General features: G+C 73.2%; 20 protein-coding genes. 11 read left to right on the forward strand and 9 right to left on the reverse strand.

Features of this window, described 5'->3' with window-relative positions; all coding sequences use genetic code 11:
* The 3 genes from ASC82_RS30810 to ptsP all read left to right on the forward strand — a co-directional run.
* The coding region (locus tag ASC82_RS30810; RefSeq protein WP_206779220.1) for a hypothetical protein at positions 1-349 on the forward strand (349 nt) is incomplete at its 5' end.
* Positions 350-600: 251 nt separating this feature from the next.
* Complete coding sequence (locus ASC82_RS19665) at positions 601-1,047, forward strand: PTS glucose transporter subunit IIA (protein ID WP_056649668.1); 447 nt, start codon at positions 601-603, stop codon at positions 1,045-1,047.
* Positions 1,048-1,127: 80 nt separating this feature from the next.
* Complete coding sequence (gene ptsP, locus ASC82_RS19670) at positions 1,128-2,798, forward strand: phosphoenolpyruvate--protein phosphotransferase (RefSeq protein WP_056649672.1); 1,671 nt, start codon at positions 1,128-1,130, stop codon at positions 2,796-2,798.
* Between the two features lie 80 nt (positions 2,799-2,878).
* Here the strand turns inward: ptsP and ASC82_RS19675 are convergent, their stop codons facing one another.
* Both ASC82_RS19675 and ASC82_RS19680 read right to left on the reverse strand, forming a co-directional pair.
* A complete protein-coding gene (locus ASC82_RS19675; protein WP_056649674.1) occupies positions 2,879-3,772 on the reverse strand; it encodes a hypothetical protein in 894 nt (297 codons plus the stop codon).
* A gap of 24 nt (positions 3,773-3,796) precedes the next feature.
* On the reverse strand, positions 3,797-5,083 hold the full coding sequence (locus ASC82_RS19680; protein WP_277914791.1) for an MFS transporter: 1,287 nt from the start codon (positions 5,081-5,083) through the stop codon (positions 3,797-3,799).
* 45 nt (positions 5,084-5,128) lie between these two features.
* Here ASC82_RS19680 and ASC82_RS19685 point away from each other — a divergent pair, with 45 nt between their 5' ends.
* Positions 5,129-6,448, forward strand: coding sequence for an aminotransferase class I/II-fold pyridoxal phosphate-dependent enzyme (locus ASC82_RS19685; protein WP_056650755.1), 1,320 nt, complete (start codon positions 5,129-5,131; stop codon positions 6,446-6,448).
* 119 nt (positions 6,449-6,567) lie between these two features.
* On the opposite strand, the gene ASC82_RS19690 is transcribed toward ASC82_RS19685, so the two are convergent.
* Positions 6,568-8,199: a serine protease gene (locus tag ASC82_RS19690; RefSeq protein WP_107105928.1), complete on the reverse strand. Its 1,632-nt coding sequence runs from the start codon at positions 8,197-8,199 to the stop codon at positions 6,568-6,570.
* Between the two features lie 182 nt (positions 8,200-8,381).
* On the opposite strand from ASC82_RS19690, the gene ASC82_RS31175 reads away from it, so the two are divergent.
* Together ASC82_RS31175 and ASC82_RS19700 are read left to right on the forward strand one after the other, a co-directional pair.
* The gene (locus ASC82_RS31175; protein ID WP_079039383.1) at positions 8,382-9,155 is read left to right on the forward strand and encodes an RNA polymerase sigma factor; all 774 of its coding nucleotides are present in this window, start codon (positions 8,382-8,384) and stop codon (positions 9,153-9,155) included.
* The gene (locus ASC82_RS19700; protein ID WP_056649678.1) at positions 9,152-10,240 is read left to right on the forward strand and encodes a CU044_5270 family protein; all 1,089 of its coding nucleotides are present in this window, start codon (positions 9,152-9,154) and stop codon (positions 10,238-10,240) included. The genes ASC82_RS31175 and ASC82_RS19700 overlap by 4 nt, the downstream gene beginning before the upstream one ends.
* Before the next feature lie 65 nt (positions 10,241-10,305).
* Here ASC82_RS19700 and ASC82_RS19705 read toward each other — a convergent pair whose 3' ends face one another.
* The gene (locus tag ASC82_RS19705) at positions 10,306-12,276 is read right to left on the reverse strand and encodes an acetoacetate--CoA ligase (protein WP_056649681.1); all 1,971 of its coding nucleotides are present in this window, start codon (positions 12,274-12,276) and stop codon (positions 10,306-10,308) included.
* A 214-nt stretch (positions 12,277-12,490) separates the two neighbouring features.
* On the opposite strand from ASC82_RS19705, the gene ASC82_RS19710 reads away from it, so the two are divergent.
* Entirely contained in the window at positions 12,491-14,950 is a 2,460-nt protein-coding gene (locus ASC82_RS19710) for a glycoside hydrolase family 31 protein (RefSeq protein WP_056650765.1), read from the forward strand.
* Positions 14,951-14,997: 47 nt separating this feature from the next.
* Here ASC82_RS19710 and ASC82_RS19715 read toward each other — a convergent pair whose 3' ends face one another.
* Positions 14,998-15,498, reverse strand: coding sequence for an NUDIX domain-containing protein (locus ASC82_RS19715; RefSeq protein WP_079039384.1), 501 nt, complete (start codon positions 15,496-15,498; stop codon positions 14,998-15,000).
* Positions 15,499-15,559: 61 nt separating this feature from the next.
* On the opposite strand from ASC82_RS19715, the gene ASC82_RS19720 reads away from it, so the two are divergent.
* The 3 genes from ASC82_RS19720 to ASC82_RS19730 all read left to right on the forward strand — a co-directional run bounded on the left by ASC82_RS19720 (position 15,560) and on the right by ASC82_RS19730 (position 18,208).
* Positions 15,560-16,381 (forward strand): M15 family metallopeptidase, encoded by an 822-nt coding sequence (locus ASC82_RS19720; protein WP_056649688.1) that lies wholly within the window; start codon positions 15,560-15,562, stop codon positions 16,379-16,381.
* A gap of 160 nt (positions 16,382-16,541) precedes the next feature.
* The gene (locus ASC82_RS19725; protein ID WP_056649691.1) at positions 16,542-17,024 is read left to right on the forward strand and encodes a zinc ribbon domain-containing protein; all 483 of its coding nucleotides are present in this window, start codon (positions 16,542-16,544) and stop codon (positions 17,022-17,024) included.
* A 26-nt stretch (positions 17,025-17,050) separates the two neighbouring features.
* The gene (locus tag ASC82_RS19730; protein ID WP_056650769.1) at positions 17,051-18,208 is read left to right on the forward strand and encodes a lipid-transfer protein; all 1,158 of its coding nucleotides are present in this window, start codon (positions 17,051-17,053) and stop codon (positions 18,206-18,208) included.
* A 25-nt stretch (positions 18,209-18,233) separates the two neighbouring features.
* Here the strand turns inward: ASC82_RS19730 and ASC82_RS19735 are convergent, their stop codons facing one another.
* From ASC82_RS19735 to ASC82_RS19750, 4 genes are read right to left on the reverse strand one after another with little or no spacing between them, the layout of a single operon-like run.
* Positions 18,234-18,839: an ATP/GTP-binding protein gene (locus ASC82_RS19735; RefSeq protein ID WP_056649694.1), complete on the reverse strand. Its 606-nt coding sequence runs from the start codon at positions 18,837-18,839 to the stop codon at positions 18,234-18,236.
* A complete protein-coding gene (locus ASC82_RS19740; protein ID WP_056649697.1) occupies positions 18,820-19,245 on the reverse strand; it encodes a DUF742 domain-containing protein in 426 nt (141 codons plus the stop codon). Before ASC82_RS19740 ends, ASC82_RS19735 begins: the two co-directional genes overlap by 20 nt.
* 11 nt (positions 19,246-19,256) lie before the next feature.
* Positions 19,257-19,706 carry a roadblock/LC7 domain-containing protein gene (locus ASC82_RS19745; protein ID WP_024759210.1) on the reverse strand — a complete coding sequence of 150 codons (450 nt, stop codon included), beginning with the start codon at positions 19,704-19,706 and terminating at the stop codon, positions 19,257-19,259.
* The gene (locus ASC82_RS19750) at positions 19,703-22,483 is read right to left on the reverse strand and encodes a nitrate- and nitrite sensing domain-containing protein (protein ID WP_056649700.1); all 2,781 of its coding nucleotides are present in this window, start codon (positions 22,481-22,483) and stop codon (positions 19,703-19,705) included. The genes ASC82_RS19745 and ASC82_RS19750 overlap by 4 nt, the downstream gene beginning before the upstream one ends.
* 416 nt (positions 22,484-22,899) lie before the next feature.
* Here ASC82_RS19750 and ASC82_RS19755 point away from each other — a divergent pair, with 416 nt between their 5' ends.
* Positions 22,900-23,268 carry a hypothetical protein gene (locus ASC82_RS19755; protein WP_056650772.1) on the forward strand — a complete coding sequence of 123 codons (369 nt, stop codon included), beginning with the start codon at positions 22,900-22,902 and terminating at the stop codon, positions 23,266-23,268.
* The last annotated feature ends 37 nt before the right edge of the window (positions 23,269-23,305 follow it).

A 23,305-nucleotide genomic window follows, 5' to 3' on the forward strand; every position in this document is an offset into this window, starting at 1 on the left:
CTGTGTAATTGCCACCCCGAARGGTGGACTTTTTCAAAGGAACCTCGACCATCCGAAGATGGACGGGGTATCAACTAATCTGGCGTTGATTTTTGGCACGCTGTTGAGTTCTCAAGGAACGGACGCTTCCTTTGTACTCACCCTCTCGGGCTTTCCTCCGGGCTTCCCTTCGGTATTTCGTGTTTCCAGCTTAGCAGACCCGATTTCCCGTTTCTGCCACCCGCTGGAGCGGGCTGCCGGACATGGAATTCGCTTTCGCGCTTTCCGTTCCCGGCGGGGTCAAACATTACCAGGCTTTCTCGGTCCCCCTGACCACTCCCCCGGCGAGCTGACGCACGCAGAGGTGTAGACCACTGGGGTTAGGATCTGGCTTGATAGGTGCTGCCGACCCGCGACTCAAGGCCGCGTTGGGGTCAGGCAGGAGTACGACAGTACATCCCACCGTCAGTAGAGGCAAATCGTTTCGGGGTAGTCCTAGCTCCACCAAGTGGTACGTCTCGTGCGGAACTAGGACTTCTTATGACTTACGCTTCTGAACAGTACGCCGTCCAGGACAGGTAGTGACGGCGCCACACAATCTCCGCCCCTGGGAGGCTTCCCATGACAACCGTGACGTCGCCGCTTGCTGGACGCGCCATCGGTCTCGCCGCAGTTCCCGACCCGGTCTTCTCCGGTGCGATGGTCGGTCCCGGTACCGCCATCGATCCCGTGCGTGAGCCCTCGGAGGCGGTGTCCCCCATCGACGGGGTCGTCGTCTCCATGCACCCGCACGCCTTCGTCGTCGTCGACGACGAAGGGCACGGTGTGCTCACCCATCTGGGCATCGACACCGTTCAGCTCAATGGCGAGGGCTTCGAGCTCCTCGTCAACAAGGGTGACACCGTGACGCGCGGCCAGGCCGTCGTGCGTTGGGACCCCGCCGCCGTCGAAGCCGCCGGCAAGTCCCCCATCTGTCCCATCGTGGCCCTCGAGGCCACTGCGGACTCGCTGTCCGACATCGTCGAAGGCGACGTGAAGGCCGGCGACCAGCTCTTCCACTGGAGCTGAGTCCGTTCGTCCTCGTGACGACCGCGAGTTCGACATTCAACGCGGCGGCCGGGGCCGTCGCTCAATCGGAGACGGGTGAGATGGAGACAACGCTGCGAGGCGTCGGGGTCAGCCACGGTGTGGCGATCGGCGAGGTCCGGCACATGGGCACGGCGGTTCTCGAGCCGCCGGCCAAGCAGATTCCGGCCGACGAGGCGGAGCGCGAACAGGGGCGCGCCCGTCAGGCGGTGGAAGCTGTGGCCGCGGACCTGATCGCGCGGGGCAACCTGGCCGGCGGCGAGGCGCAGGCGGTGCTCGAGGCCCAGGCGATGATCGCCCAGGACCCGGAGCTCATCGCCGACGTCGACCGCCGGATCGTGGTCGGCAGCACCGCGGAGCGCGGTATCTACGACGCGTTCTCGCACTACCGGGAGCTGCTCGCGGGTGCCGGTGAGTACATGGCCGGGCGCGTCGCCGACCTCGACGACGTGCGGAACCGGATCGTCGCCCGGCTGCTCGGTGTCCCGATGCCGGGTGTGCCGGACAGTGACGAGCCGTACGTGTTGATCGCGCGGGACCTCGCGCCCGCCGACACCGCGCTGCTCGACCCGGCGCTGGTGCTCGGTTTCGTGACGGAGGAGGGCGGGCCGACCAGCCACAGCGCGATTCTCGCGCGGGCGCTCGGTGTGCCGGCCATCGTCGCCCTGCCGGGCGCGGGTGAGCTGGCCGAGGGCACGCTCATCGCCGTCGACGGTTCGACCGGTGAGCTCTTCGTGGATCCGAGCGAGGAGAAGAAGGCGGAGCTGACGCAGGCCGCCGCCGCGCGGAAGGCCGCGCTGGCCTCGTCCAGCGGTCCGGGTGCGACCTCGGACGGGCACAAGGTGCCGCTGCTCGCCAATGTCGGCGGTCCTGCGGACGTGCCGGCCGCGGTGGAGGCGGGTGCCGAGGGCGTCGGTCTGTTCCGTACGGAGTTCCTCTTCCTGGACGACAGCAAGCACGCTCCGTCCGAGGAGAAGCAGATCGAGGCCTACCGCAAGGTGCTCGAGGCCTTCCCCGAGGGCCGTGTGGTCGTGCGGGTGCTCGACGCGGGTGCGGACAAGCCGCTGGAGTTCCTGACGCCGGTCGACGAGCCGAACCCGGCGCTCGGCGTGCGCGGGCTGCGGTCGCTGCTGGACCACCCGGAGGTGCTGCGGACGCAGCTGACCGCGCTGGCGAAGGCGGCCGAGGGTCTGCCCGTGTACCTCGAGGTCATGGCGCCGATGGTGGCCGACCGTACGGACGCGAAGGCCTTCGCCGACGCGTGCCGTGAGGCGGGGCTGCGGGCGAAGTTCGGTGCGATGGTCGAGATTCCCTCGGCCGCGCTGCGGGCGCGCTCGATCCTCCAGGAGGTCGAGTTCCTGTCGCTGGGCACGAACGACCTCGCGCAGTACACCTTCGCCGCCGACCGTCAGGTCGGTGCGGTGTCGCGGCTCCAGGACCCGTGGCAGCCCGCGCTGCTCGACCTGGTGGCGCTGTCCGCCGACGCCGCCAAGGCCGAGGGCAAGAGCTGTGGTGTCTGTGGCGAGGCCGCTTCGGACCCGCTGCTCGCCTGTGTCCTGACGGGTCTGGGGGTCACCTCCCTGTCGATGGGCGCCGCGTCGATTCCGTACGTGCGGGCGACGCTGGCGAAGTACACACTGGCGCAGTGCGAGCGGGCCGCTGCCGCGGCGCGTGCCGCCGACACGGCGCACGAGGCGCGTCTTGCCGCGCAGGCGGTGCTGTCCGGGGAGTGATCCCTGGCGGTCGCTGACGTTTGGAGGGAAGGGGCTTCCCGTCACTTCGGTGGCGGGGAGCCCCTTTTCGGTGTCCGTGGTCAGTGGTGGGCGGGCCATTCCTCGTCGGGGTCGGGGGCGAGGGGGAAGCCGGCGCGGTAGTCGACGCCCGGCTCCGGGGAGAGGGGCTCTCCGGTGCGGGCGTCGGTGCAGTAGGCGGCGAAGACCTCTGCCTCGGTGAGGGGGGTCAGGGTGCCGTCGGTGAGGCGCCAGCCGTGGAGGTGGTCGCGGGTGGCGGGGTCGGTCGTGCGGAGGACGAGGCCGCCGGGTGCGGCGAGGGCGATGCCCGCGGCGAGGACGGCCGTGAACTCGGCGGCCTCGGCGCCTTCGGGGTGGGTCGTGCCGTGGGCGTGGAGGACGGCGAGGAGTTGGTCGTCCGCGGCGGGGACGCTGCAGACGAGGTGGTGTGCGCCGGGGCCGGCCGCTTCGAGGAGGCGTGCCAGGAGGCGGGAGGCCTGGGCGAAGGCGGCCTTGCCGATGTCCTTGCCGCAGGTCGCGCAGTCGCCCGCTGTGGCGAGGACCGTGGTCGCGTACTCCCAGGTGGCGTGACGGACGGCGGTGTCGACGAGCTCGGGCAGCAGGGTGCTGAGGGGCTGCCCTGTGTAGGTGACGCGGGCTCCGGTGGTGGCGAGGTGCGCGGTGAAGCGGCTGCGGCTCGTCGGGTGGTCGGGGTCGATGGCCGTCTCGGCGCAGTAGACCTCGTACTCCTCGGGGTCGAAGAGGGTGACCGTCGTGTGTCCGCCCTGGGTGGCGAGGGTTTTGAGGAGGGCTTCGATCTGCTGGAGGTAGGTCGTGTGGTCGTCGAAGGCGAAGGTGCGGTAGCGGCGCATGGCAGCGAAGTCCTGTGCGTCGGCGAGGAGGCCGACGGTGCTGGGGACTTCGCGGCGCAGGGCGCGGCGGAGGCGGGTCGTGGTGGTGGTGTCGGTCCTGGTCATGTCTCCCCCTGGTGACTGCTCCGATCAGTTCTCACTCACCGTAACCTTCGCCACTGACAGTGACGGTTCGGTGAGGCGTCGGCGGACCAGGCGGTTCTGGGCGGCACAGGTGGCGACGAGGGCCGCGCCGAGGAAGGGCCAGCCGAGCGGGCCCGTGGAGACCAGTCCCGTCATGAGGAGGGGTCCGGCGAAGCGCTGGGTGGACTGGGCGAGTCCGTGGACGCCGAGGTAGGCGCCTTGGGCGTCGTCCGGGGCGAGGGCGACGGAGAGCTCCCAGGAGGCGATGGTGTGGATCATCTCGGCGAACGTGAGGACGACGGCCGCGGTGACCAGGGCGGTGATGGAGAGGTTGGGGCCGGTGAGGGCCGACGCGGCGACGGCGAGGGTGCCCGTCGCGAAGAGGGCTGCCAGCGGGGTGTAGAGGCGGCGGGCGGCCTCGGTGGTCGCGCCGAAGCGGGAGAGCGGGACCTGGAAGACCACGACGAGGGCGCTGTTGAGGACCAGCAGGAGCGGTGCGAGACCGACGGGGGCTTCGGTGGCGTGGACGATCCAGAGGGGCAGGGCGACCTGGAGGATCGAGTCGTGGAGGAAGAAGACGCCGTCTCCGGCGGTGAAGGCCAGGAATCCGCGGTCGCGCCAGGGGTTGGAGCACTTGGCTGCGGGGGTCGCGTCGGTGGAGGCGGCGACGACGCGGGAGGCCTCGGGGGCCGGGGGCTCGGCGCAGCGGAGGGTGAGCGCGGCCATGACGAGGTAGGAGAGCGCGTCGCCGATGAGGAGGAGTTGGAAGGCGGTGGTGGAGCCGACGGCCAGGGCCGCTGCCGCGCCGAGGCCGCCGAGGGTCCAGCCGAGGTTGGAGGTCGTGCGGTTGATGGCCTGGTAGCGGACGCGGTCGGGGCCTGCGACGCGGGCCGCGTAGAGCTTCGTGAGGACGTTGGTGGCGCGGTCGGGGAGGGCGCCGACGGCGGAGAGCAGGACGAGGAGCACGTAGTCGTCGGTGGTGAGGAGGGCCAGGAGGGCCGCCGCGCGGAGGAGTTGGGTGCAGACGATGACGCGGACGAGGGGGAAGCGGTCGGCGAGGCGGCCGCCGAGGGGGGCGCCCGCGATGCCGGCGGCGCCGGAGACGGCGATGAGGAGGCCGACCTGGCCGAGGCCGAGTCCGGTGACGTAGGTGAAGTAGAGGGCCATGGCGGTGGACCAGAGGCCGGTGCCGCACTTGTCGATGAAGCCGACGAGGAGCATGCGGCGGCCGTCGCGGCCACCGGGGATGCGGTCCTTGTGGGGTGGGCGGGTCGGACGGGTGGTGCGGCTCATGGGTCCCCCTTGCATGTTCCTTTGTATTGATACATAATGTGTTACGTGGCAGCACAATATGTGATCGAAGGGGCTTCGGCCAAGGGGATCGCCGCATCCGTGGAGCGGGGCGTGGCCGAGGGCGGGCTCGCCCCGGGCGACGCCCTGCCTCCCGTACGGCGGCTCGCCGACGACCTGGGCGTGAGTCCGGGGACGGTGGCGACGGCCTACAAGGAGTTGCGGCAGCGGGGACTGATCGTCACGCGCGGCCGGGGCGGCACGGTGGTCGCGGACGTGCCGTCGGTCGCCTCCCGGCGGCCCCCGCGCGTGCCGGCCGGGCTCGTCGACCTCGCCGGCGGTCATCCGGACCCGGCCTTCCTGCCCGTACTGCGGCCGCCTTCGGCGGTCGCCCCGGTGTACGGCTCCCATCGCGCGGCCCCGCGGCTCCCGGCACTCGAAGCGCTGACCAGGGACTGGTTCGAACGGGACGGGGTGCCCGCGGAGCACGTGACGTTCGCGCACGGCGCCCTGGACTGCATCGCGCGGCTCCTCTCGACGGAGCTGCGGCCCGGCGACGCGGTCGCCGTCGAGGACCCCGGCTTCCACCACCTGCTCGACCTCGTCCCCGCGCTCGGGCTGCGGATGGTGCCCGTCGCGGTGGACGGCGAGGGGCTCGTACCGGAATCGCTGCGGACGGCGCTGCGGGGCGGGGTGCGCGCGGTGGTGTGCAGTCCGCGCGGGCAGTGTCCGACCGGGGCGTTCTTCACCCGGTCGCGGCGGGACGAACTGGTCGCGGTGCTGCGGGAGTTCCCCGAGGTGCTCGTCGTCGAGGACGATCACAACGCGGAGGTCGGCGGGGCCGCGGCGTACACGCTCGCGGCGGCGGGGCTCGACCGGTGGGCGCAGGTGCGGACCGCGTCCAAGCACCTCGGGATCGACCTGCGGTGGGCCGGGGTCGCGTGCGACGCGGTGACGCTCGCGCGGCACGACGGACGGATGCTGATGACCTCGGGCTGGGTCAGTCACGTACTCCAGGAGACGGTGACCGGCCTGCTCGGCGACGCCACGGTGCGGGAGCTGGTCGCCGCGGGCGAGGCCGCGTACGCCGAGCGGCGCGCCGCGCTGATCGGCGGGCTCGGCGCGTACCGGATCCGTGCCGTGGGGGCGAGCGGGCTGAACGTGTGGGTGCCCGTGCGGGACGAGTCCGCCGTGGTCAACGGGTTGCGGACGCAGGGCTGGTGGGTCGCCGCGGGCGCGCGGTTCCGAATCGCCGCGCCGCCGGCCGTCCGGATCACGACGGCGACGCTCGCGCCGGCGGACGCGGTGCGGCTCGCGGCGGACTTCGCGGGGGTGCTCGGCGACTCGCAGGCCACGTACGGGGGGTGAGGGGGAAGCGGTGGGGGTGGTGACGCGCCCGTGCTCCGGGGGAGTTCTCTTCCTCCCCCGGAGCACGGGCGCCACGCCTTGATTTCAGTTCATCGGGTGTCGGCTTATCGGGTGTCGGTCTATCGGGTCCGGAACGCGTTCCGCTGGGTCTGGGTGAGGGTGTTGCCTGCGGTGTCGGTGAGTTCGGCGCGGAGCGAGACCGTCCCGCCGGCGCCGGGGGTGCGGAACCCGGCCTGGCCGTCGACGACGGGCACCTTGGTCCAGGTGGTGCCGCCGTCGGTCGACATCGACACGGTGAGGGACCGGACGCCGGCCTGGGCCGCCGCGCCGCCCACGGTCACCGGGACGCGCACGAGGGCGCCCGCAGGGGCGGTGCCGTCGAGGGCGAGGGCCGGGGTGAAGCGGACCGTGCCGAGCGGGAGTTCGGCGGGGCGGGAGGCCGCGGCCGAGGTGAAGGTCCAGGACGCGGTGACGCGTCCGCCGGCGGTCGGGCCGCTGCCGTGGGTCGCCGTGGCCGTGAGCTTGTACGCGGCGCGGCCGGGCGTGGTGGTGAACTCCGCGCGGCCGGGGGCGCCGTTCCGGGTGCCGATGAGGACGCCGTCGCGGTGGAGCGTGGTGGTGGCGGCGTGGAAGCGCGGCGCGGACGGCGCGTGGCCCTCCCCGTCGGCGAGGAACGGGATGTCGAGGGCGAGGGTGTCGCCGGTGCGGAGGCCCGCGGGACGGGCGCCGGGGGCCGGGTCGAGGGCGGGGCCGAAGACCGCGTTGTCGAAGGTGTGGGTGGTGGTGGCGCCCGCGCGCACCGCGAAGCCGTTCGCGGAGTAGCGGTTGGGCGGGGTCTCGGGGGCGGCGGGCGCGGCGTAGCCGACGTCCCACTTGCCTCGCTCCGGGGTCACCAGGAAGGTCGCAGTGGCGAGCGGGGCGACGGGCTGCACGAGGCCGACGGTGGGGCCGGCGCTGGGCTGGATGTCGACGAAGCCGGTCCCGGTGACTCCGCTCGGGTTGGCGGCGCGGACCTTCACGGTGGCCAGCGCGGCGGGCGCGGGGTTCCTGACGAGACCGGTCAGGGCACGGTCGGAGGTGAAGGTGTAGCCGAGCGCGTAGTCGGCGCGCTCGCCGGACCAGTAGGTGTCGATCCATTCCTTGACCGAGCCGGATTCGGCGGCGGGGCCGAGGTGGGCCACGCGCAGGCCGTCGCTCGCCATCATGATGTTCGCCGAGCGGGTCGTCCCCTCGTGGGTGGCCTCGACGAAGGCCATGCTGTGGAGGTAGCGGGCGCCGCTCTCCTGCGGACGGACGCTCACCGGGGCCGTGGTGCGGGCGTCGACGGTGACCGCCGTGTCGCGGTCCAGGTCCAGACGGGGCTGGACGACCCAGTCGGTGCCGGCGGCCGGGTCCGCGCCGAGCAGGGTGGAGTCGAGCAGGTAGCGGCCCTTGGGCAGCCGGACCGTGACCGTGCCGGACTCGTCGTAGGGGGCGGCCGATGCGTCGGCGCCGGGGCCGGAGATGCCGGTGACGTTCGTCCGGTACCCGCTGGTGGCGGCCCCCGCGCGATCGAGGTGCCGGATGGTCAGCGCGTACGTCTCGGGGGCGCCGTCGGCGGCGACCGCGGTGGGGTTCAGCGTGGAGAGGGACGTGCCGGCGAGGACTCCGGCCAGGGCCAGGGTGCGCAGGACCGAGCGCCTGGTCGTGCGGCCGGGCGTGGGGCGGAGCGTGGACCGGGGTACGGACTGAGGTGTCGTGGGGTCGTTCATGCTCAGCACTGCTCGTGACGGGCGGGGCGTTCCCGTGACCTGAGTCACATCGAGGGCGGCTCCGGGGCGGGGGCACGTCGCGGGGGTCGCGGGGACCCGTCGCGGGCCGGGCGGCCCGTGGTGTGGTCCAGGTCACGGGAACTCCGGCGAACCAGCGCCCAGTGCCTGATGTGGAATCACCTATGAGAGATCGTTTCCGCGCCGGAGACCCGGCGGCGCTGGGCGAGGCGTACGACGAGCACGCGCGGGTCCTGTACCACTACGCGTTCCGGGTGTGCGGCGACCGGGCGGCGGCTGAGGACGTCGTCTCCGCCACGTTCCTCGAGGCGTGGCGCTGCCGCGGGAAGGTGCACGCCGACGGCGGGACCCTGCGGCCGTGGCTGCTGGGCATCGCGACCAACATCATGCGCGGCGCCGCTCGGGAGGCCCGGCGGCGGGACGCCGCGCTGGCCCGGCTCCCCGAGCGGGGTGTGCTGCCCGACTTCGCCGACGAGGTCCTCGCCCGGATGACGGACGGGGAGCAGGTGCGGGCCGCCCGCGCCGCGCTCGCCAAGCTGCGGCGCCGCGAGCGGGAGGTCTTCACGCTCGTCGTGTGGGCCGGCCTGGACTACGTCGCGGCCGGGGAGGCGCTGGGGATACCGGTCGGGACCGTCCGGTCCCGGCTGTCCCGGGCCCGTGAGCGGCTCCGCAAGCTCGCCGACGCCGAACTGCGCGCGCTGCGGAGGCGACAGCGGGCCGGTGTGCCTCGCGGCGGCGGTCCCGCCGAGCGGCCGGGCGACCGGAGCGCCGTCCGGTCCGCCGTTCAGCAGGCGGTCCCCTCCGGCGTTCGGCCCGCCGTGCAACCAGCCGGTCAGTCGGCCGTTCCGCCCGCCGGTCATCCCACCGTCCAGTCCGCCGTGCAGCCCACCGTCCGCCCCGCCCTCGTGCCCCGAACCACCCCGGAGACCCAGGCATGAACGCCTCCCGAAAGACGCACTCGTCCTCCGACGACCTCCTGCGCGGCGAGCTGACGGAGCTCCTCCCGCCCCCGCCCGTGCCCGAACTCGAACCCGAGCGGGAACACGCCCTCCGGTACGCCGTCCTGCGTGACGCCCTGGGCTCGGAGCCCGCCACGCGCCCGCGTGCACCCCGCGCGGTCCGCCGTCCGCTCCCCCGCCTCACCTGGATCGCCGCGCCCGTCGCCGCGTGCGCGCTGGTGGCCGGTGTCGTCGTCCTCGCGCCCGGGGAGGCTCCGGCCGGGCCCTCGGGCCGGGTGACGGCCGGGGAGTCGACGGCGCCCGGCGCCGAGCAGGTGCTCTCCCGCGCCGCGCTCGCCGCCGCCACGGCTCCGGCGCCGAACGCCCGGCCCCAGGACTTCGTCTACGTCAAGAGCCTGGTCGCCCATGCGGGGCGCAGCGCCGCCGGGGGCGTCGCCACGCTGCCGCCCGCCCACCAGCGTGAGGTGTGGCTCTCCGCCGACGGGAGTCGCGGCGGGCTGCTGCGGGAGGCCGGCGCCGCCGACTCCGTACTCTCCCCGAGCCTGCCCGTGTACGAGCTGGAACACCGGGGCGCGTCGCCGCGGCCGACCACCCTGGAGGCGGCGGCACCCTCCGTCACCCACCCGACCCACGCGTACGTGGCCACCCTGCCGACGGATCCCGAGGCTCTGCTGCGGCTGATCCGGGAGGAGACCCGCGGGGACGGGGGCGATGCCGATCAGCGGGCCTTCCGGGCGATCGGGACCCTCCTCGCCGAGACCTGGGCTCCTCCCAAGGTCACGTCCGCGCTGTACGAGGCCGCCGCGCGCATCCCCGGAGTCACCGTCCTGCCGTCCGCGAAGGACGCCGCCGGGCGCGAGGGCGTCGCCGTCGCCCGTACCGCCGACGGCGAGCAGACGCAGTGGATCTTCGACCGGGCGACGTCGGGCTTCCTCGGCGAGCGCACGGTGCTGACGGAGACCACTGCCGCGGGTACGAAGGGCTCCGTCCTCGGCGTGTCCGCCGTCCTCGTCAAGGCGGCCGTGGCCGGGACCGGCGAGCAGCCGGGCGGCGCGGGCGCCTGATCCCCGTAAGCGGAGACGAAGAGGCCGGTCCCCTTTCCCGGGGACCGGCCTCTTCTCGATGTGCGTCAGGACCTGCGGGTGGCCGCCAGGGTCTCGTAGAAGTGGAGGAGACCGAGGTTGTCGACCGAACCGGCGTTGACGGCCTTGGCCAGCGGGGTGCCCTGGAGCAGGCGCTTCACGGGGACCTCGATGCGCTTGCCGGTGAGGGTGTGCGGGACGCCCGGCACCTCGATGATGTCGTCGGGGACGTGGCGCGGGGAGAGCTCGCTGCGAATCGTCCGCTTGATCTTGCCGATGAGCTCCTCGTCCAGGGTGGCGCCCTCGACGAGGTGGACGAAGAGCGGCATCCAGTAGCCGCCGTCCGGCTCCTCCAGGCCGATCACCAGGGACTCGCGGATCTCGGGGAGGCGTTCGACGGCCTCGTAGATATCGGCGCTCCCCATCCGGACGCCCTGCCGGTTGAGGGTGGAGTCGGAGCGGCCGTGGATGACGACGGAGCCGTGCTCGGTGATCGTGATCCAGTCGCCGTGGCGCCAGGCGCCCGGGAACATCTCGAAGTAGCTGTCGCGGTAGCGGCTGCCGTCGGGGTCGTTCCAGAAGTGGATCGGCATGGACGGCATGGGGTTGGTGACGACGAGCTCTCCGACCTCGCCGATCACCGGCTTGCCGGAGGGGTCCCAGGCCTGGAGGTCGGTGCCGAGGCCCGCCGCCTGGAGCTCGCCGATGTGGACGGGGAGCGTGGGGACGGCGCCCGCAAAGCAGGAGCACACGTCCGTGCCGCCGCTGACGGAGGCGATCCACAGGTCCTCGCGGACCTCGTCGTGGAGCCAGCGGAAACCGTCGGGGGGCAGCGGGGAGCCGGTGGTGGCCACGCACTTCACGGCCGACAGGTCGAAGTCACGGCCGGGGTGCACGTCCGCCTTGGCGCAGGCCATGACGTACGCGGCGGAGGTGCCGTACAGGGTGGCGCCGGTGCGTTCGGCGACGCGCCACTGGGCGCCGGTGTCGGGGTAGCCGGGGCTGCCGTCGTACAGGACGACGGTCGTGCCGGTGAGCAGGCCGGAGACGAGGAAGTTCCACATCATCCAGCCGGTGGAGGTGTACCAGAAGAACACGTCGTCCGGGCCGAGGTCGCAGTGGAGGCCCAGCTGCTTGACGTGCTCGACGAGGATGCCGCCCTGGGACTGGACGATCGCCTTCGGCAGGCCGGTCGTGCCGGAGGAGTACAGGACCCACAGCGGGTGCGCGAAGGGGACCTGCTCGTAGACCGGCTCGACGTCGGCGGCGACGAGGTCGTCCCAGGCCAGGGTCCCTTCGGGGGCCGGGGTGCCGAGGAGCGGGATGTGGACGACCGCGCGGAGGGTGGGGAGCTCGGCGCGGAGTTCGGCGACGGTCTCGCGGCGGTCGTGCTCCTTGCCGCCGTAGCGGTAGCCGTCGACGGTGAAGAGGACGACCGGCTCGACCTGCTGGAAGCGGTCGAGGACGCTGCGGGCACCGAAGTCCGGGGCGCAGGAGGTCCACACGGCGCCGACGGCGGCGGTGGCGAGGAGGGCCACGACGGACTGCGGGACGTTCGGCAGGTAGCCGCTGACGCGGTCGCCGGGGCGTACGCCGAGGGTGCGCAGTTCGGCGGCGAGGGAGCCGACCTGGCGGCGGAGCTCGGCCCAGGTGGTCGGCGCGGGCTCATGTGTCTCGTCCACATGGAGCAGGGCCGTGTCATGGGGTCGCTCGTCGGCGGCGCGCAGCGCGTGCTCGGCGTAGTTGAGGGTGGCGCCGGGGAACCACTCGGCGCCCGGCATCGAGCGGTCGCCGAGGACCCGCTCGTACGGGGTGGAGAAGCGGAGGTCGAACCATTCGGCGACGGCCTGCCAGAAGGCTTCGAGCTCCTCGACCGACCAGCGGTGGAGCGCCGGGTAGCCGCCCTCGGCGGGGGCGCCGTGGTGTTCGGCCGCCCAGGCCTGGAAGCGGGTGACGGCGGCTGAGGCGATGCGTTCGTCGTCCGGCTGCCAGAGCGGTTCGGTCTGCGGCGATGTCATGGGGCTGCTCCCTGGCTGTACGCGGGGTCGGCGTGTGTCCCGCGCACGTGCTGGGGTGTGCGCGCGACGCGGCTGACAGGACGATGCCATGTGATCGTCTTTCGCACCAGGTCTGCCCGCCCATGGTCGGCTAGTTGAATATGTGCTCCCACCACGGGTGAACGGAAGTTGAACGGAGCTCGTATCGCCCCTGGTGGGTGGCAGGGTGATCACCATGGACGGTCGTGAACTGGTGCGTTCGATCAAGGTGTTCGGTTCGGTGCGGGGCTTGCGGACGGTACGGGCGGCGTGGCGGCAGCGGCGTACGGACGCGTGGGGGCTGCCGCCGAAGGGGGCGGAGCGGGCGCGGGTGCCGGGGCTCGCGACGGGGGCGGAGGGGCTGCCGGGCGGGGGGATCGTCCGGTTCGCGCGTTCCTCGCTGCGGATCCGCGTGTCGGTGGGCGGCGCCGTGTTCTGGGGGTGGGACGGGGCCGAGCCCCTGCCGTCGTACGCGCTGGCCGGCGAGGCGCCGGAGCCCGATCCGCGGGCGGCCCTGGAGCCGGACACGGACGGCGGGTGGCGGATCGTGTCGGAGCGGGTGACGGTGGCGGTCTCGCGGCACGGGGCGGTGGAGATCCGGACGCCGGGCGGGGTGATGCTGCGCAGGGATCTGCCGCCGCGCTGGTGGGAGCCGGTGGAGGCCGCCGGTGCGGCCGCCGCGCGTACGGCCTCGGATGAGCCTGTCGGTACGGCCTCCGGTGCGGCCGCCGCGCGTACGGCCTCGAGTGAGCCCGCCGGTACGGCGGCCTCCGGTGCGGCCGTCCGGTGGGTGCAGCGGAGCGAGGTGCCGGCGGACGCGCGCTTCTTCGGTCTCGGCGGGCGGGCGGCGGGCCCGCGCCTGCGGGACGGGTCGTACCGGCTGTGGAACACCGACCCCAAGGGGGGCTTCGTCCCCGGTGACGATCCGCTGTACCTCACCATGCCCGTGCAGTTCGTGGTCGCGGACGCGGGCACGCACCTCGCGTTCCACGACAACTCCTGGGACGGGCGGGTCACCCTCGCCGAGGGCGAGGAGGGTGCCGGGTCGGGGCACGACCGGCCGGGGACCAGCGAGGTCCGGATGGGCGGCGGGCCGCTGCGCTGCTGGGTGGTGGTGGGCACCCCCGCGCGCGTGCTGCACGGCTGGGCGGCGCTGATGGGCGCGCCCGCGCTGCCGCCGTCCTGGGCGCTCGGGGCCCAGCACGCGCGCTGGGGGTTCGGCAGCGCGCGGGAGGTGCGCCGGGTGGTCGCCGGGTACCGCGAGCGGGGGCTCCCCCTGTCCGCCGTACACCTCGACATCGACCACTACGACGGGCACCGGGTGTTCACGGTCGACCGGGAGCGGTTCCCGGACCTGCCGGGCCTGGCGGCGGAGCTGCGGGAGCAGGGCGTCCGGCTGGTGTCGATCGTGGACCCGGCGGTGAAGGCCGAGCCGGGGAACGCCGTGTACGACGGCGGCCGGGCGGCCGGGGCCTTCGTCAAGGACGGCCGGGGGCGGGAGGTCCGCGGCGAGGTGTGGCCCGGCGAGTGCGCGTATCCGGACTTCACCGATCCGGCGGTACGGGAGTGGTGGGGCGGCCTGTACGAGGAGCGGCTCCGGCAGGGCTTCTCCGGGGTGTGGCACGACATGAACGAGCCGGTGTCCTTCGCGCCCTTCGGTGACTCGACGCTGCCGCGCTCGGCCCGGCACGCGCTGGACGGGCGGGGCGGCGACCACCGGGAGGCGCACAACGTGTACGGGCTCACGATGGCCCGGGCCGGGTACGACGGGCTGCGCCGGCTGCGGCCCGACGAGCGCCCCTTCCTCTTCTCCCGCTCCGGCTGGGCGGGCATGCAGCGGTACGGCGGGACCTGGTCGGGCGACGTGTCGACCGGGTGGCCGGGGCTGCGGGCCTCGCTCTCCCTGGTCCTGGGGCTCGGGCTGTGCGGGGTGCCGTACTCGGGTCCGGACGTGGGCGGTTTCGACGGGAGTCCGTCTCCTGAGCTGTATCTGCGCTGGTTCCAGCTGGGGGCCTGGCTGCCGTTCTTCCGTACCCACTCGGCGATCGACGCGGGGCGGCGCGAACCCTGGGAGTTCGGCCCCGCCGTCCTGGAGCACGCGCGCGCGGCCCTGGCCGAACGGGAACGGCTGCGGCCGTACTTCGAGACGCTGGCCCGGCTCGCCCGGATGACGGGCGCGCCGTACGTCCGTCCGGTGTGGTGGGGGACGCCGGAGGACCGGGCGCTGCGCGACTGCGAGGACGCGTTCCTGCTGGGCGACGCGCTGCTGGTGGCGCCGGTGCTGACACGGGGCGCGGACCGGCGGGCGGTGCGGCTGCCGCGCGGCCGCTGGTACGACACGGCGACGGGGCAGGCGTACGAGGGCCCGGGGCAGGTACTGCTCGACGCCCCCCTGTCACGGGTGCCGGTCCTCGCCCGGGCGGGCGCGGTGCTCCCGGTGCGCGGCGACGGGGACGGCCCGTCCCTGGAGGTGTGGGCGCCCGCCGCCGGTCGCACGGGAGGCGGGCTCGTCGTCCGGGACACCGGGGACGGCTGGGAGCCGGCCGAGATCGAGCGGTACCAGTCGCGGCTCGTCGACGGCCGGGTGGTGGTCGAGCGGGTGACGGACGACGGGGTGGAGCCGGTGGGGCTGCCGGTGCGTGTGCGGGGGCTGTGAGGCGACTGAAGCAGCCGGGGGTTCCGGGGGGCCGAGGTGACGGAACCTCAGCCGTACTCCCCCGCGAACCACTTCCGTACCGCCTCCGTGTGGAGCGGGAAGGCCAGCTCCTCGGGGGTGTGGAGCAGGTGGTGGCCGCTGGTCTCGTTCGTCGGTGCCGAGGGTGGCAGGGCGGAGGCCGGGCGGACGGGGAGGAGGCCGAAGAGGAGGAGGTGGCCGGCCGGGGAGCTGAGGGCGTCGGCGAGGCGGACGTCTGCGGCGGAGGCCTGGATGCCGGTCTCCTCGCGCAGTTCGCGGGCGACGGCGGCGCGCCAGTCCTCGGTGTGGTCGATGAAGCCGCCGGGCAGGGCGACTCCGCCGCGCTGGGGCTCGATGGTGCGGGTGATGACGACGAGTCCCGTTCCCCGGTCCCCGTCCGTCACGGGGAGGAGGGCGACGGCGACGGGCAGCGGGTTGCGGTAGGCGGTGTGGCCGCAGGCGGGGCAGGTGCGGGGCCAGCCGGCGCCGGGCCCGTAGGGGGCGCCGCAGGCGGAGCAGTGGGAGTCCATCACGGGCCGACCGTATGCGATCACCCTTTCCCGGCGCTGCCGTTACTGATAGACGGTGCGCATGACACGACTCGCTTCCGCTCTCCGTGCCCTCGCCGTCACCGCCGCGGCCGGTCTGCTCGCCGTGACGGGCGCCGTCGCCGCGCCCGCTCCCCCGGCCTCCGCCGCGCCGGAGCCCAAGGCCCCTCGGGAGTTCGTGGCCCTGAGTTCGGTGGACCGGACGATCGTCCAGGAGATGCGCTATACGACCGCGCACAATTTCGTGGGCGAGCCGATCGACGGCTACCGGCAGCCGCTCTGCATCCTGACCCGGCCGGCGGCCGAGGCGCTGCATCGTGCGCAGGCGCGGCTGCTCGCCCGGGGTTACACGCTGAAGGTGTACGACTGCTACCGGCCGCAGCGGGCGGTCGATCACTTCGTGCGCTGGGCGAAGGACCTGGAGGACGAGCGGATGAAGGAGGAGTTCTATCCGCTCGTCGACAAGTCGAGGCTGTTCGCGGACGGTTACATCGCCGAGAAGTCCGGGCACAGCCGGGGTTCGACGGTGGACCTGACGATCGTGCGGCTGCCGGCGGTGCGCACGCGCGCGTACGTGCCGGGTGAGTCGCTGACCGAGTGCTACGCGCCCCGGGAGGAGCGGTTTCCGGACAACTCCGTGGACATGGGCACGGGGTACGACTGCTTCGACACGCGCTCGCACACGGACGATCCCCGGATCCAGGGCGAGCAGCGGGCCAACCGGCAGCTGCTCAAGGACGCGCTCGGCGAGCAGGGGTTCGTGAACCTGCCGGAGGAGTGGTGGCACTTCACCTTCAAGCCGGAGCCGTTCCCGAGCACGTTCTTCGACTTCCCGGTGGCGCGGAGGTCGGTGGCCGGGCACTGAGTCTTCCCGTCCGGTCAGTCGTGGTCTTCCCCGTCCGGGGTACTCGTGGTCTTCCCCGGCCGGTGCACCCGTGGTCTTCCCCGTCCCGGGCACCCGTGCCACACTCCTGACGGTTCGTCAGATCAGTGGTGTGTGGTGATCGGTGGTACGGGAGGCCTCGATGGCACGGACACGCAGACCGGTGGTGGCCCGCTGGTTCACCGACGACACGGTGCCGGAGGCGGAGTTCCGGCTGCTCGGGACCCGCTGCACGGCCTGCGCCTCGGTCTTCTTCCCGCGCGAGGACGATTGGTGCCGCAATCCGGGGTGCCCCGGCGGCGGCGAGCTCGCCGAGGTGCCGCTCTCGCCGCGCGGCCGGGTCTGGTCGTACACCGACGGCCGGTACCGGCCGCCCGCCCCGTACGTCTCCGACCCGGACGCGCCCTGGGAGCCGTACACCCTCGTGGCCGTGGAGCTGGCGGCCGAGGCGATGGTGGTCCTCGGGCAGGCGGCTCCCGGGGTGCGGCCGGCCGATCTCGCGGTGGGCACGGAGGTCGAGGTGGTGCCGGGCGTCCTGAACGAGGACGACGTGCACACCTGGACCACCTGGAACTGGCGGCCCGTCGCCGGGGAGCAGCGGCGGGAAGGGGAGGAGCGGTCGTGAACGACATCGCCGTACTCGGGGCGGGCATGCACCCCTGGGGCAAGTGGGGCCGGAGTTTCGTGAGCTACGGAACGGCCGCCGCCCGCGCCGCGCTCGCCGACGCCGGTCTGGGCTGGGAGGACGTCGGCTCGATCGTCGGGGCGGACACCATGCGGTGCGGCTACCCGGGATACGTGGCGGGGGCGACCTTCGCCCAGGCCCTCGGCTGGCAGGGCGCGCGGGTCACCAGCGTGTACGCGGCCTGCGCCTCGGGCGCGCAGGCCATCGCGACCGCCCGGGCCCAGATCCTGGCCGGGCTCGCGGACGTGGTCCTGGTCGTCGGCGCGGACGCGACGCCCAAGGGGTTCCTCGCCCCGGCCGGCGGCGAGCGGCCGGACGATCCGGACTGGCTGCGCTTCCGGGTGCTTGGGGCGACCAACCCCGCGTACTTCGCGCTCTACGCCCGCCGCAGGATGGCCCTGTACGGCGACACGGCCGAGGACTTCGCCCAGGTGAAGGTGAAGAACGCGGCGGCCGGCGCGCTCAATCCACTCGCCCGCTACCGGGCGCGCGTGACCGCCGAGGAGATCGCGGCCTCCGCCGTCGTCGCCGATCCGCTGCGGCTCCTCGACATCTGCGCGACCTCGGACGGGGGTGCCGCGCTGGTCCTGTCCAGCATGGAGTTCGCACGCCGGTACGGACGGCCCGATCCGGTGCGGGTCCGGGCCGTGTCCACGGTCTCCCCCACGTATCCCAAGGCCGTGCTCGACCTGCCCGACATCGCGACCGACTCGGCGGCCGCGGTCTCCCCCGCGCCGCACGGCTTCCGCGCCTCGATCGCCCGGGCCGCGTACGAGGAGGCGGGGCTCGGGCCGGAGGACCTGTCGCTCGCGGAGGTGTACGACCTGTCCACCGCGCTGGAGCTGGAGTGGTACGAGGACATCGGGCTGTGCGGGACGGGCGAGGGCGCCAAGCTGCTGCGCGAGGGCGTCACGGCGCTCGGCGGACGGCTGCCGGTCAACACCAGCGGCGGCCTGGGTTCCTTCGGGGAGGCCGTGCCCGCGCAGGCCATCGCCCAGGTCTGCGAGCTGACCTGGCAGTTGCGGGGCACGGCGGGCGACCGGCAGGTGCCCGGGGCGCGGGTGGGCATCACCGCGAACCAGGGCCTGTTCGGGCACGGGTCGGCGGTGGTGGCGGTACGCTGAACCCCCTCCGTCAGGAGGGGGTTCCTCAGGTGGCCGCCGGCGCGTGGCTCCTGTCCGCCAGGACGAGGGCGTGCTGGACGACCGCCACGAGGACGTTCTTCACGGACTCGCGGTCCCGCGCGTCGCACATCAGGAGCTCGACCTCGGGATCCAGGTCGAGTGCACCGCGCACGCTCTCGGCGGGGAACCGCCGCGCGCCCTCGAAGCAGTTGACGGCGACCGTGAACGGGATGCCGCGCCGCTCGAAGTAGTCGATGGCCGCGAAGCTGTCCTCCAGGCGGCGGGTGTCCGCGAGGACGACCGCGCCCAGCGCGCCCTGGGCGAGCTCGTCCCACAGGAACCAGAAGCGGTCCTGGCCGGGGGTCCCGAACAAGTACAGGACGAGGTCCTCGCGGAGGGTGATCCGGCCGAAGTCCATGGCGACCGTGGTGGTGGTCTTGTTCTCGACGCCGTGAAGGTCGTCGACGGGCCGCCCCGCCTCACTGAGGATCTCCTCGGTGCGCAGGGGCCTGATCTCGCTGACCGCGCCCACCAGCGTCGTCTTGCCGACCCCGAACCCGCCCGCGACGAGGATCTTCAGGGTCACCGGCTCGACGAGCGGCTTCTTGCGGCTAGAGCGCCCGAAGGCCATTGATCACCTCGCGAAGGATGCTCACGTCCGGCAGTTCGGCCGGCGGAACGGGGCGGGTCACATGGACGAGTTCGTCCTCGACGAGGTCGCCGACGAGGACCCGGACCACCCCTACGGGGAGGTCGAGTCCTGCGGCGAGCTCGGCGATCGACTGGGGCTGCTCGGAGCAGCGTTCGACGATCTCCACGTGTTCCGGGGAGAGCGTCTGGTCACGGCCGGGGTCGTCGGCTGCGGGCTCGGGGACCACCAGCGCGATCAGGTCGAGCCGGTGACGGGTCGCGGCGCTGGTCCGGCCGCGCGTCATCGCGTACGGACGGACCACCGGCCCGGCGTCGGCGTCGAACCAGTGGTGCCGGCCCGTCGGCCGGCCCTCGGTCGCCTGGTTCGGCTCGGCTGCGTCACTCATGCCCGTCCCACTCACCCTCCGGAGGGCAGGCCGGTCCGGGGGGCCGTCGTGAGGTGGGCCCCGACCCGCTTCACCATCAGGGTCATCTCGTAGGCCACCTGGCCGACGTCGGAGTCGGCATCGGCGAGGACGGCCAGGCAGCTGCCGTCGCCGGCGGCCGTGACGAAAAGGAAGGCGTCCTCCAGCTCGACGACCGTCTGGCGGACCTTGCCCGCCTCGAAGTGGCGGCCGACGCCCTTGGCGAGGCTGTGGAAGCCGGACGCCACGGCGGCGAGGTGCTCGCCGTCCTCGCGGGTGAGCTGCTGCGAGGCGCCGGTGGGCAGTCCGTCGCTGGACAGCACCAGGGCCTTGCGGATGGACCCGACGCGCTGGACGAGCTCGTCGAGGAGCCAGTTCAGCTCGCCGTTTCCGTGGCCGAATGCGGAGGTGGTGCTGGGTGCTGCGGCGTTCGGTGCGGTCATCGACCGTCCCCCTCGGGTGTCGTTCCTGGTGCTGACGTGTCGTCGTCCGGGTCCGTGGTGTGCCGTCGTCCGCGCTGCCAGCCGCGCTGCATGGCGGCCATGCGGGCGCGTACCTCCTCGGCGTCGCGCTCGAAGGAGTCGGGCCCGGGGGCGCCGACGGTCGTACGGTCGTCGGTGCCCGCTCCGGTGCCGCGCTCGGCCGGCGCGTCCTGCGGGGCGGGCTCGCGCAGCTGGGGCGCGAGGTTGGCCTGGCGGACGCGGCGGGGCAGCCCGCCGAAGGCCTCGGGGGCGTCCGCCGCCACGGAACCCTCCGGTGGTACGGGGACGAGGGTGGGCCCCGGGACGGGGGCGGGTCCGGGTCCGCGGCCGCCCGGTGCGGCGTCGGGGCCAGGCGCGGGGTGCGACCTGCCCGGCTCGTCGACGCGGCGGCCGCGGTCCACGACGAGCGTGGGGGTGGAGCGGCGCGGCAGCGGTACGGGGCCGCGCGCGGCGCCGTCGGCGTGCGCGTCGTCCTCGCCGCGGCCGGTCGTCTGGTCGGGGGCCTGCTGGTGCTGCTCGCCGGCCGGGGCGAGGCCGGAGCGGCGGCGGTCGCGGGGCCGGAAGAGGCCGCCGCGCTCGCTCTCGGTGTCGAGGAGGTCCGCGGACCGGTCGAAGAGCACGTCGAACTCGTCGGCGTCGAGCGGCGCCTCCAGCTCGACGGGGCCGTCCAGGACGCCGGGGGCCTCGGTCACGTCCGGGACGCGGGCGAGCACGGGACGGCGGGTGGGCAGCGGGGTGGGACCGGCGGGGGCGCCGTCGAGGCGGTCGGCGGTGCCGGCGCGGTCGGAGGCGGTCGGGTCCAGGGACTTGCGGTCCAGCCGGAATCCGGCGCCCTGGGTCTCGGGCGCGTCGGTGAGCAGCGCCGCCGGGATGAAGACGACCGCGGTGGTCCCGCCGTACGGAGAGGTCTGGAGCGAGACGCGGACGTTCTGCCGCTGGGCGAGCCGGCTGACCACGAAGAGGCCGAGGCGGTCGGTGTCCGAGAGCTCGAACTCGGGAGTCTCGGCGAGCCGGAGGTTGGCGTCGAGCAGCGCGTCGGCGTTCATGCCGAGGCCGCGGTCGTGGATCTCCAGGGTGAAGCCGTTCGCGACGCGCTCGCCGAGCACCTGCACGGCGGTGTGCGGGGGCGAGAACACCGTGGCGTTCTCCAGGAGTTCCGCGATGAGGTGGGTGAGGTCGGCGACGGCGGGGCCGCCCACGCCGAGGCGGGGCAGGCGGCGCACCTCGATCCGCTCGTAGTCCTCGACCTCGGCGACGGCGGCGCGGACCACGTCCATGAGCTGGACGGGCTTGCGCCACTGGCGTGAGGGTGCGGCGCCGGACAGGATGACGAGGCCTTCGGCGTGCCGGCGCATGCGGGTGGTGAGGTGGTCGAGCCGGAAGAGGTCCGCGAGCTCGTCGGTGTCCTCCGTGCGCCGCTCCATGGTGTCGAGGAGGGTGAGCTGGCGGTGGAGCAGGACCTGGTTGCGGCGGGCGAGGTTGACGAAGACCTCCGAGACCCCGCGGCGCAGCTCCGACTGCTTCACCGCGGCCTCGACTGCGGCGCGCTGGAGCGTGTTGAGGGCCTGGCCGACCTGGCCGACCTCGTCCTCTCCGTACCGGAGGTGGGGCACCTCGGTCCCGACGTCGACGTGCTCGCCTGCGGCGAGGCGGCGCATGACGCTGGGCAGGCGCACGCCGGAGACCTCCTGGGCCTCCTTCTGGAGGCGGCGGAGGTCGTGGACGAGTGACCGGCCGATGCGGACGGAGATGATGATCGAGGCGAGCAGGGCGAGGAAGCCGAGGACGCCGGCGACGCCGACCTTGAGGAGGACGCTGTAGGCGGCGGGCTGGACGCGGTCCTGGTAGCGGTCGCCCGCCGCGGTGTTCTCGCGGGCGAGGTCGTCCAGGACGGGGCTCGCCTCCTCCTGCCAGTAGGCGGCGGTGACGGCGCGCGGCTCGTCGGTGGGGCCCTCGTCGATGATCGCCTTCTCGGCGGCCCGCAGCGCGGCGGTCTCGGGGCTGCCCCAGTACTTCTCGAAGCGCTCGCGCTCGGCGGTCGGCAGGAGTTCGAGGTTGACCTCGTAGAACTGCTCGCGGTTGGCGACGAGGTCGGTCATCGTGCGGATCTCCGGGGCGGTGATCCGGTCGGCGACGAGGGCGGAGATGACGAGGGCGTCCTCGCGGGAGAGGACCTCGCGGGCGCGGGTGATGCCGACGAGGGCGCGACCCTGCTTGTCCATCTCCACGTTCTCGAGGGCGTGGAGGGTGACGAGGAAGCTGTAGCAGGGGTCGACGAGCCGGTTGTAGAACTCGAGGGCCTGGATCCGGCCGATGCTGCGCTTCTCGACGGAGCGGCGCAGCGATGCGAGGTCGTCGAGCGCTTCGAGGAGGGAGTTCAGCCGCTGGGTGGTGACGGGCCGCATCTCCTCGCGGACGCCCGGGTCGTCGGCGTTCGCGCGGATGCGGGATATCTGCCGGTCGGTGGCCCGGCGGGTCTCGCGCAGGGAGGCGAGGGCCGTGGAACCCCGGGGGTCAGCGAGGTAGATGAGCGACTGGCGGCGTTCGAGCTGGATGACGCGGGCGGTGTCCTCCAGCGGGTAGCCGACCTTGTCGACGATGTAGCCGACGTCGAGGAGCTGGTCGGCCTCGCGGCCCGTCAGGACCGTCGCGAAGCCCCAGAGGCCGGTCAGGGAGACGAGCGGTACGAGGAGCAACGCCACGATCTTCCGGCGGATGGACTTCCCGCGAAAGCGCATGGCCTCCCCCAGCTCGGCCCCCGCGCGCCACGGAGGTCCTTCACGTTCGTGACGTCGCGCGTCAACACACGGCGTCAACCTTCGGATTCAAACAAATGGCGGCGTGAGCCTACTACTGCATCACGGCCATCCCGAAGGCATGTCCGGACGTTTTTCAGCCTGTCGAGTGAGCGTTGATCATGAGATGTCCTGGTATTCGGGGAGTTGGGATCGGCCACTGTGGCACAGGACACCTGATGGTGTGCCATTTCTCCGGCCTGCGGAGATGGCTGGAATTGTGCGTTCCGCTCGGAATCAGGCGAAACCTTTTCCCTCTCCCGAGCGTCATTAAGTGCGGGGAGGGTCCTGTCCGCGTAAAGGCGCTCACAACGGGCAGCCACCCCTGGAGGCGTTCAGTGGTGGGGAGTGACAGGACGATGGAACACGAGTCGCGGTCGGCGCGGCAGTTGTGGGTGGACGACGAGAAGGGCCGGCAGCGGATGCCCGATCCGGTGCGTACCGCCGCCGTACGCGCCGTGATGATCACGTCGGTGACGCTCATCCAGGGGGTGGTGGCCTTCTTCTGTACGGTCGCGGGCTCCTGGCTGGCGTTCCCGATGACGGTCAGTTCGGTGGCGTCGACGGTCGTGGCCACATGGAGTGTCCTCGACGTCTGGATCACCCGGCAGGTGTGGCGCCAGCGCAACGGCGTCGTGTCCGAGCCGAGCAGCACGGCACGTCAGCTGCGTCGCGAGCGGCGCGCGGAGGGGCGGTCGGAGACGGCCCGGCTCTCCGAAGCCGCCTGACAGTACGACAGAACGGCCCGGTCCCCGGTGGGGGCCG

It is taken from the genome of Streptomyces sp. Root431, assembly GCF_001426585.1.
Taxonomy (GTDB): Bacteria; Actinomycetota; Actinomycetes; order Streptomycetales; family Streptomycetaceae; genus Streptomyces; species Streptomyces stackebrandtii.

Bases quoted from the DNA above. Each gene is read 5' to 3' on its own strand.
- ASC82_RS19720 (WP_056649688.1), top strand. From the start codon at position 15,560: ATGACACGACTCGCTTCCGCTCTCCGTGCCCTCGCCGTCACCGCCGCG.
- ASC82_RS19740 (WP_056649697.1), bottom strand. From the start codon at position 19,245: ATGAGTGACGCAGCCGAGCCGAACCAGGCGACCGAGGGCCGGCCGACG.
- ASC82_RS19680 (WP_277914791.1), bottom strand. From the start codon at position 5,083: ATGAGCCGCACCACCCGTCCGACCCGCCCACCCCACAAGGACCGCATC.
- ASC82_RS19690 (WP_107105928.1), bottom strand. From the start codon at position 8,199: ATGAACGACCCCACGACACCTCAGTCCGTACCCCGGTCCACGCTCCGC.
- ASC82_RS19745 (WP_024759210.1), bottom strand. From the start codon at position 19,706: ATGACCGCACCGAACGCCGCAGCACCCAGCACCACCTCCGCATTCGGC.
- ASC82_RS19715 (WP_079039384.1), bottom strand. From the start codon at position 15,498: ATGGACTCCCACTGCTCCGCCTGCGGCGCCCCCTACGGGCCCGGCGCC.
- ASC82_RS19665 (WP_056649668.1), top strand. From the start codon at position 601: ATGACAACCGTGACGTCGCCGCTTGCTGGACGCGCCATCGGTCTCGCC.
- ASC82_RS19730 (WP_056650769.1), top strand. From the start codon at position 17,051: ATGCACCCCTGGGGCAAGTGGGGCCGGAGTTTCGTGAGCTACGGAACG.
- ASC82_RS19735 (WP_056649694.1), bottom strand. From the start codon at position 18,839: ATGGCCTTCGGGCGCTCTAGCCGCAAGAAGCCGCTCGTCGAGCCGGTG.
- ptsP (WP_056649672.1), top strand. From the start codon at position 1,128: ATGGAGACAACGCTGCGAGGCGTCGGGGTCAGCCACGGTGTGGCGATC.
- ASC82_RS19700 (WP_056649678.1), top strand. From the start codon at position 9,152: ATGAACGCCTCCCGAAAGACGCACTCGTCCTCCGACGACCTCCTGCGC.
- ASC82_RS31175 (WP_079039383.1), top strand. From the start codon at position 8,382: ATGAGAGATCGTTTCCGCGCCGGAGACCCGGCGGCGCTGGGCGAGGCG.
- ASC82_RS19705 (WP_056649681.1), bottom strand. From the start codon at position 12,276: ATGACATCGCCGCAGACCGAACCGCTCTGGCAGCCGGACGACGAACGC.
- ASC82_RS19710 (WP_056650765.1), top strand. From the start codon at position 12,491: ATGGACGGTCGTGAACTGGTGCGTTCGATCAAGGTGTTCGGTTCGGTG.
- ASC82_RS19675 (WP_056649674.1), bottom strand. From the start codon at position 3,772: ATGACCAGGACCGACACCACCACCACGACCCGCCTCCGCCGCGCCCTG.
- ASC82_RS19750 (WP_056649700.1), bottom strand. From the start codon at position 22,483: ATGCGCTTTCGCGGGAAGTCCATCCGCCGGAAGATCGTGGCGTTGCTC.
- ASC82_RS19755 (WP_056650772.1), top strand. From the start codon at position 22,900: ATGGAACACGAGTCGCGGTCGGCGCGGCAGTTGTGGGTGGACGACGAG.
- ASC82_RS19725 (WP_056649691.1), top strand. From the start codon at position 16,542: ATGGCACGGACACGCAGACCGGTGGTGGCCCGCTGGTTCACCGACGAC.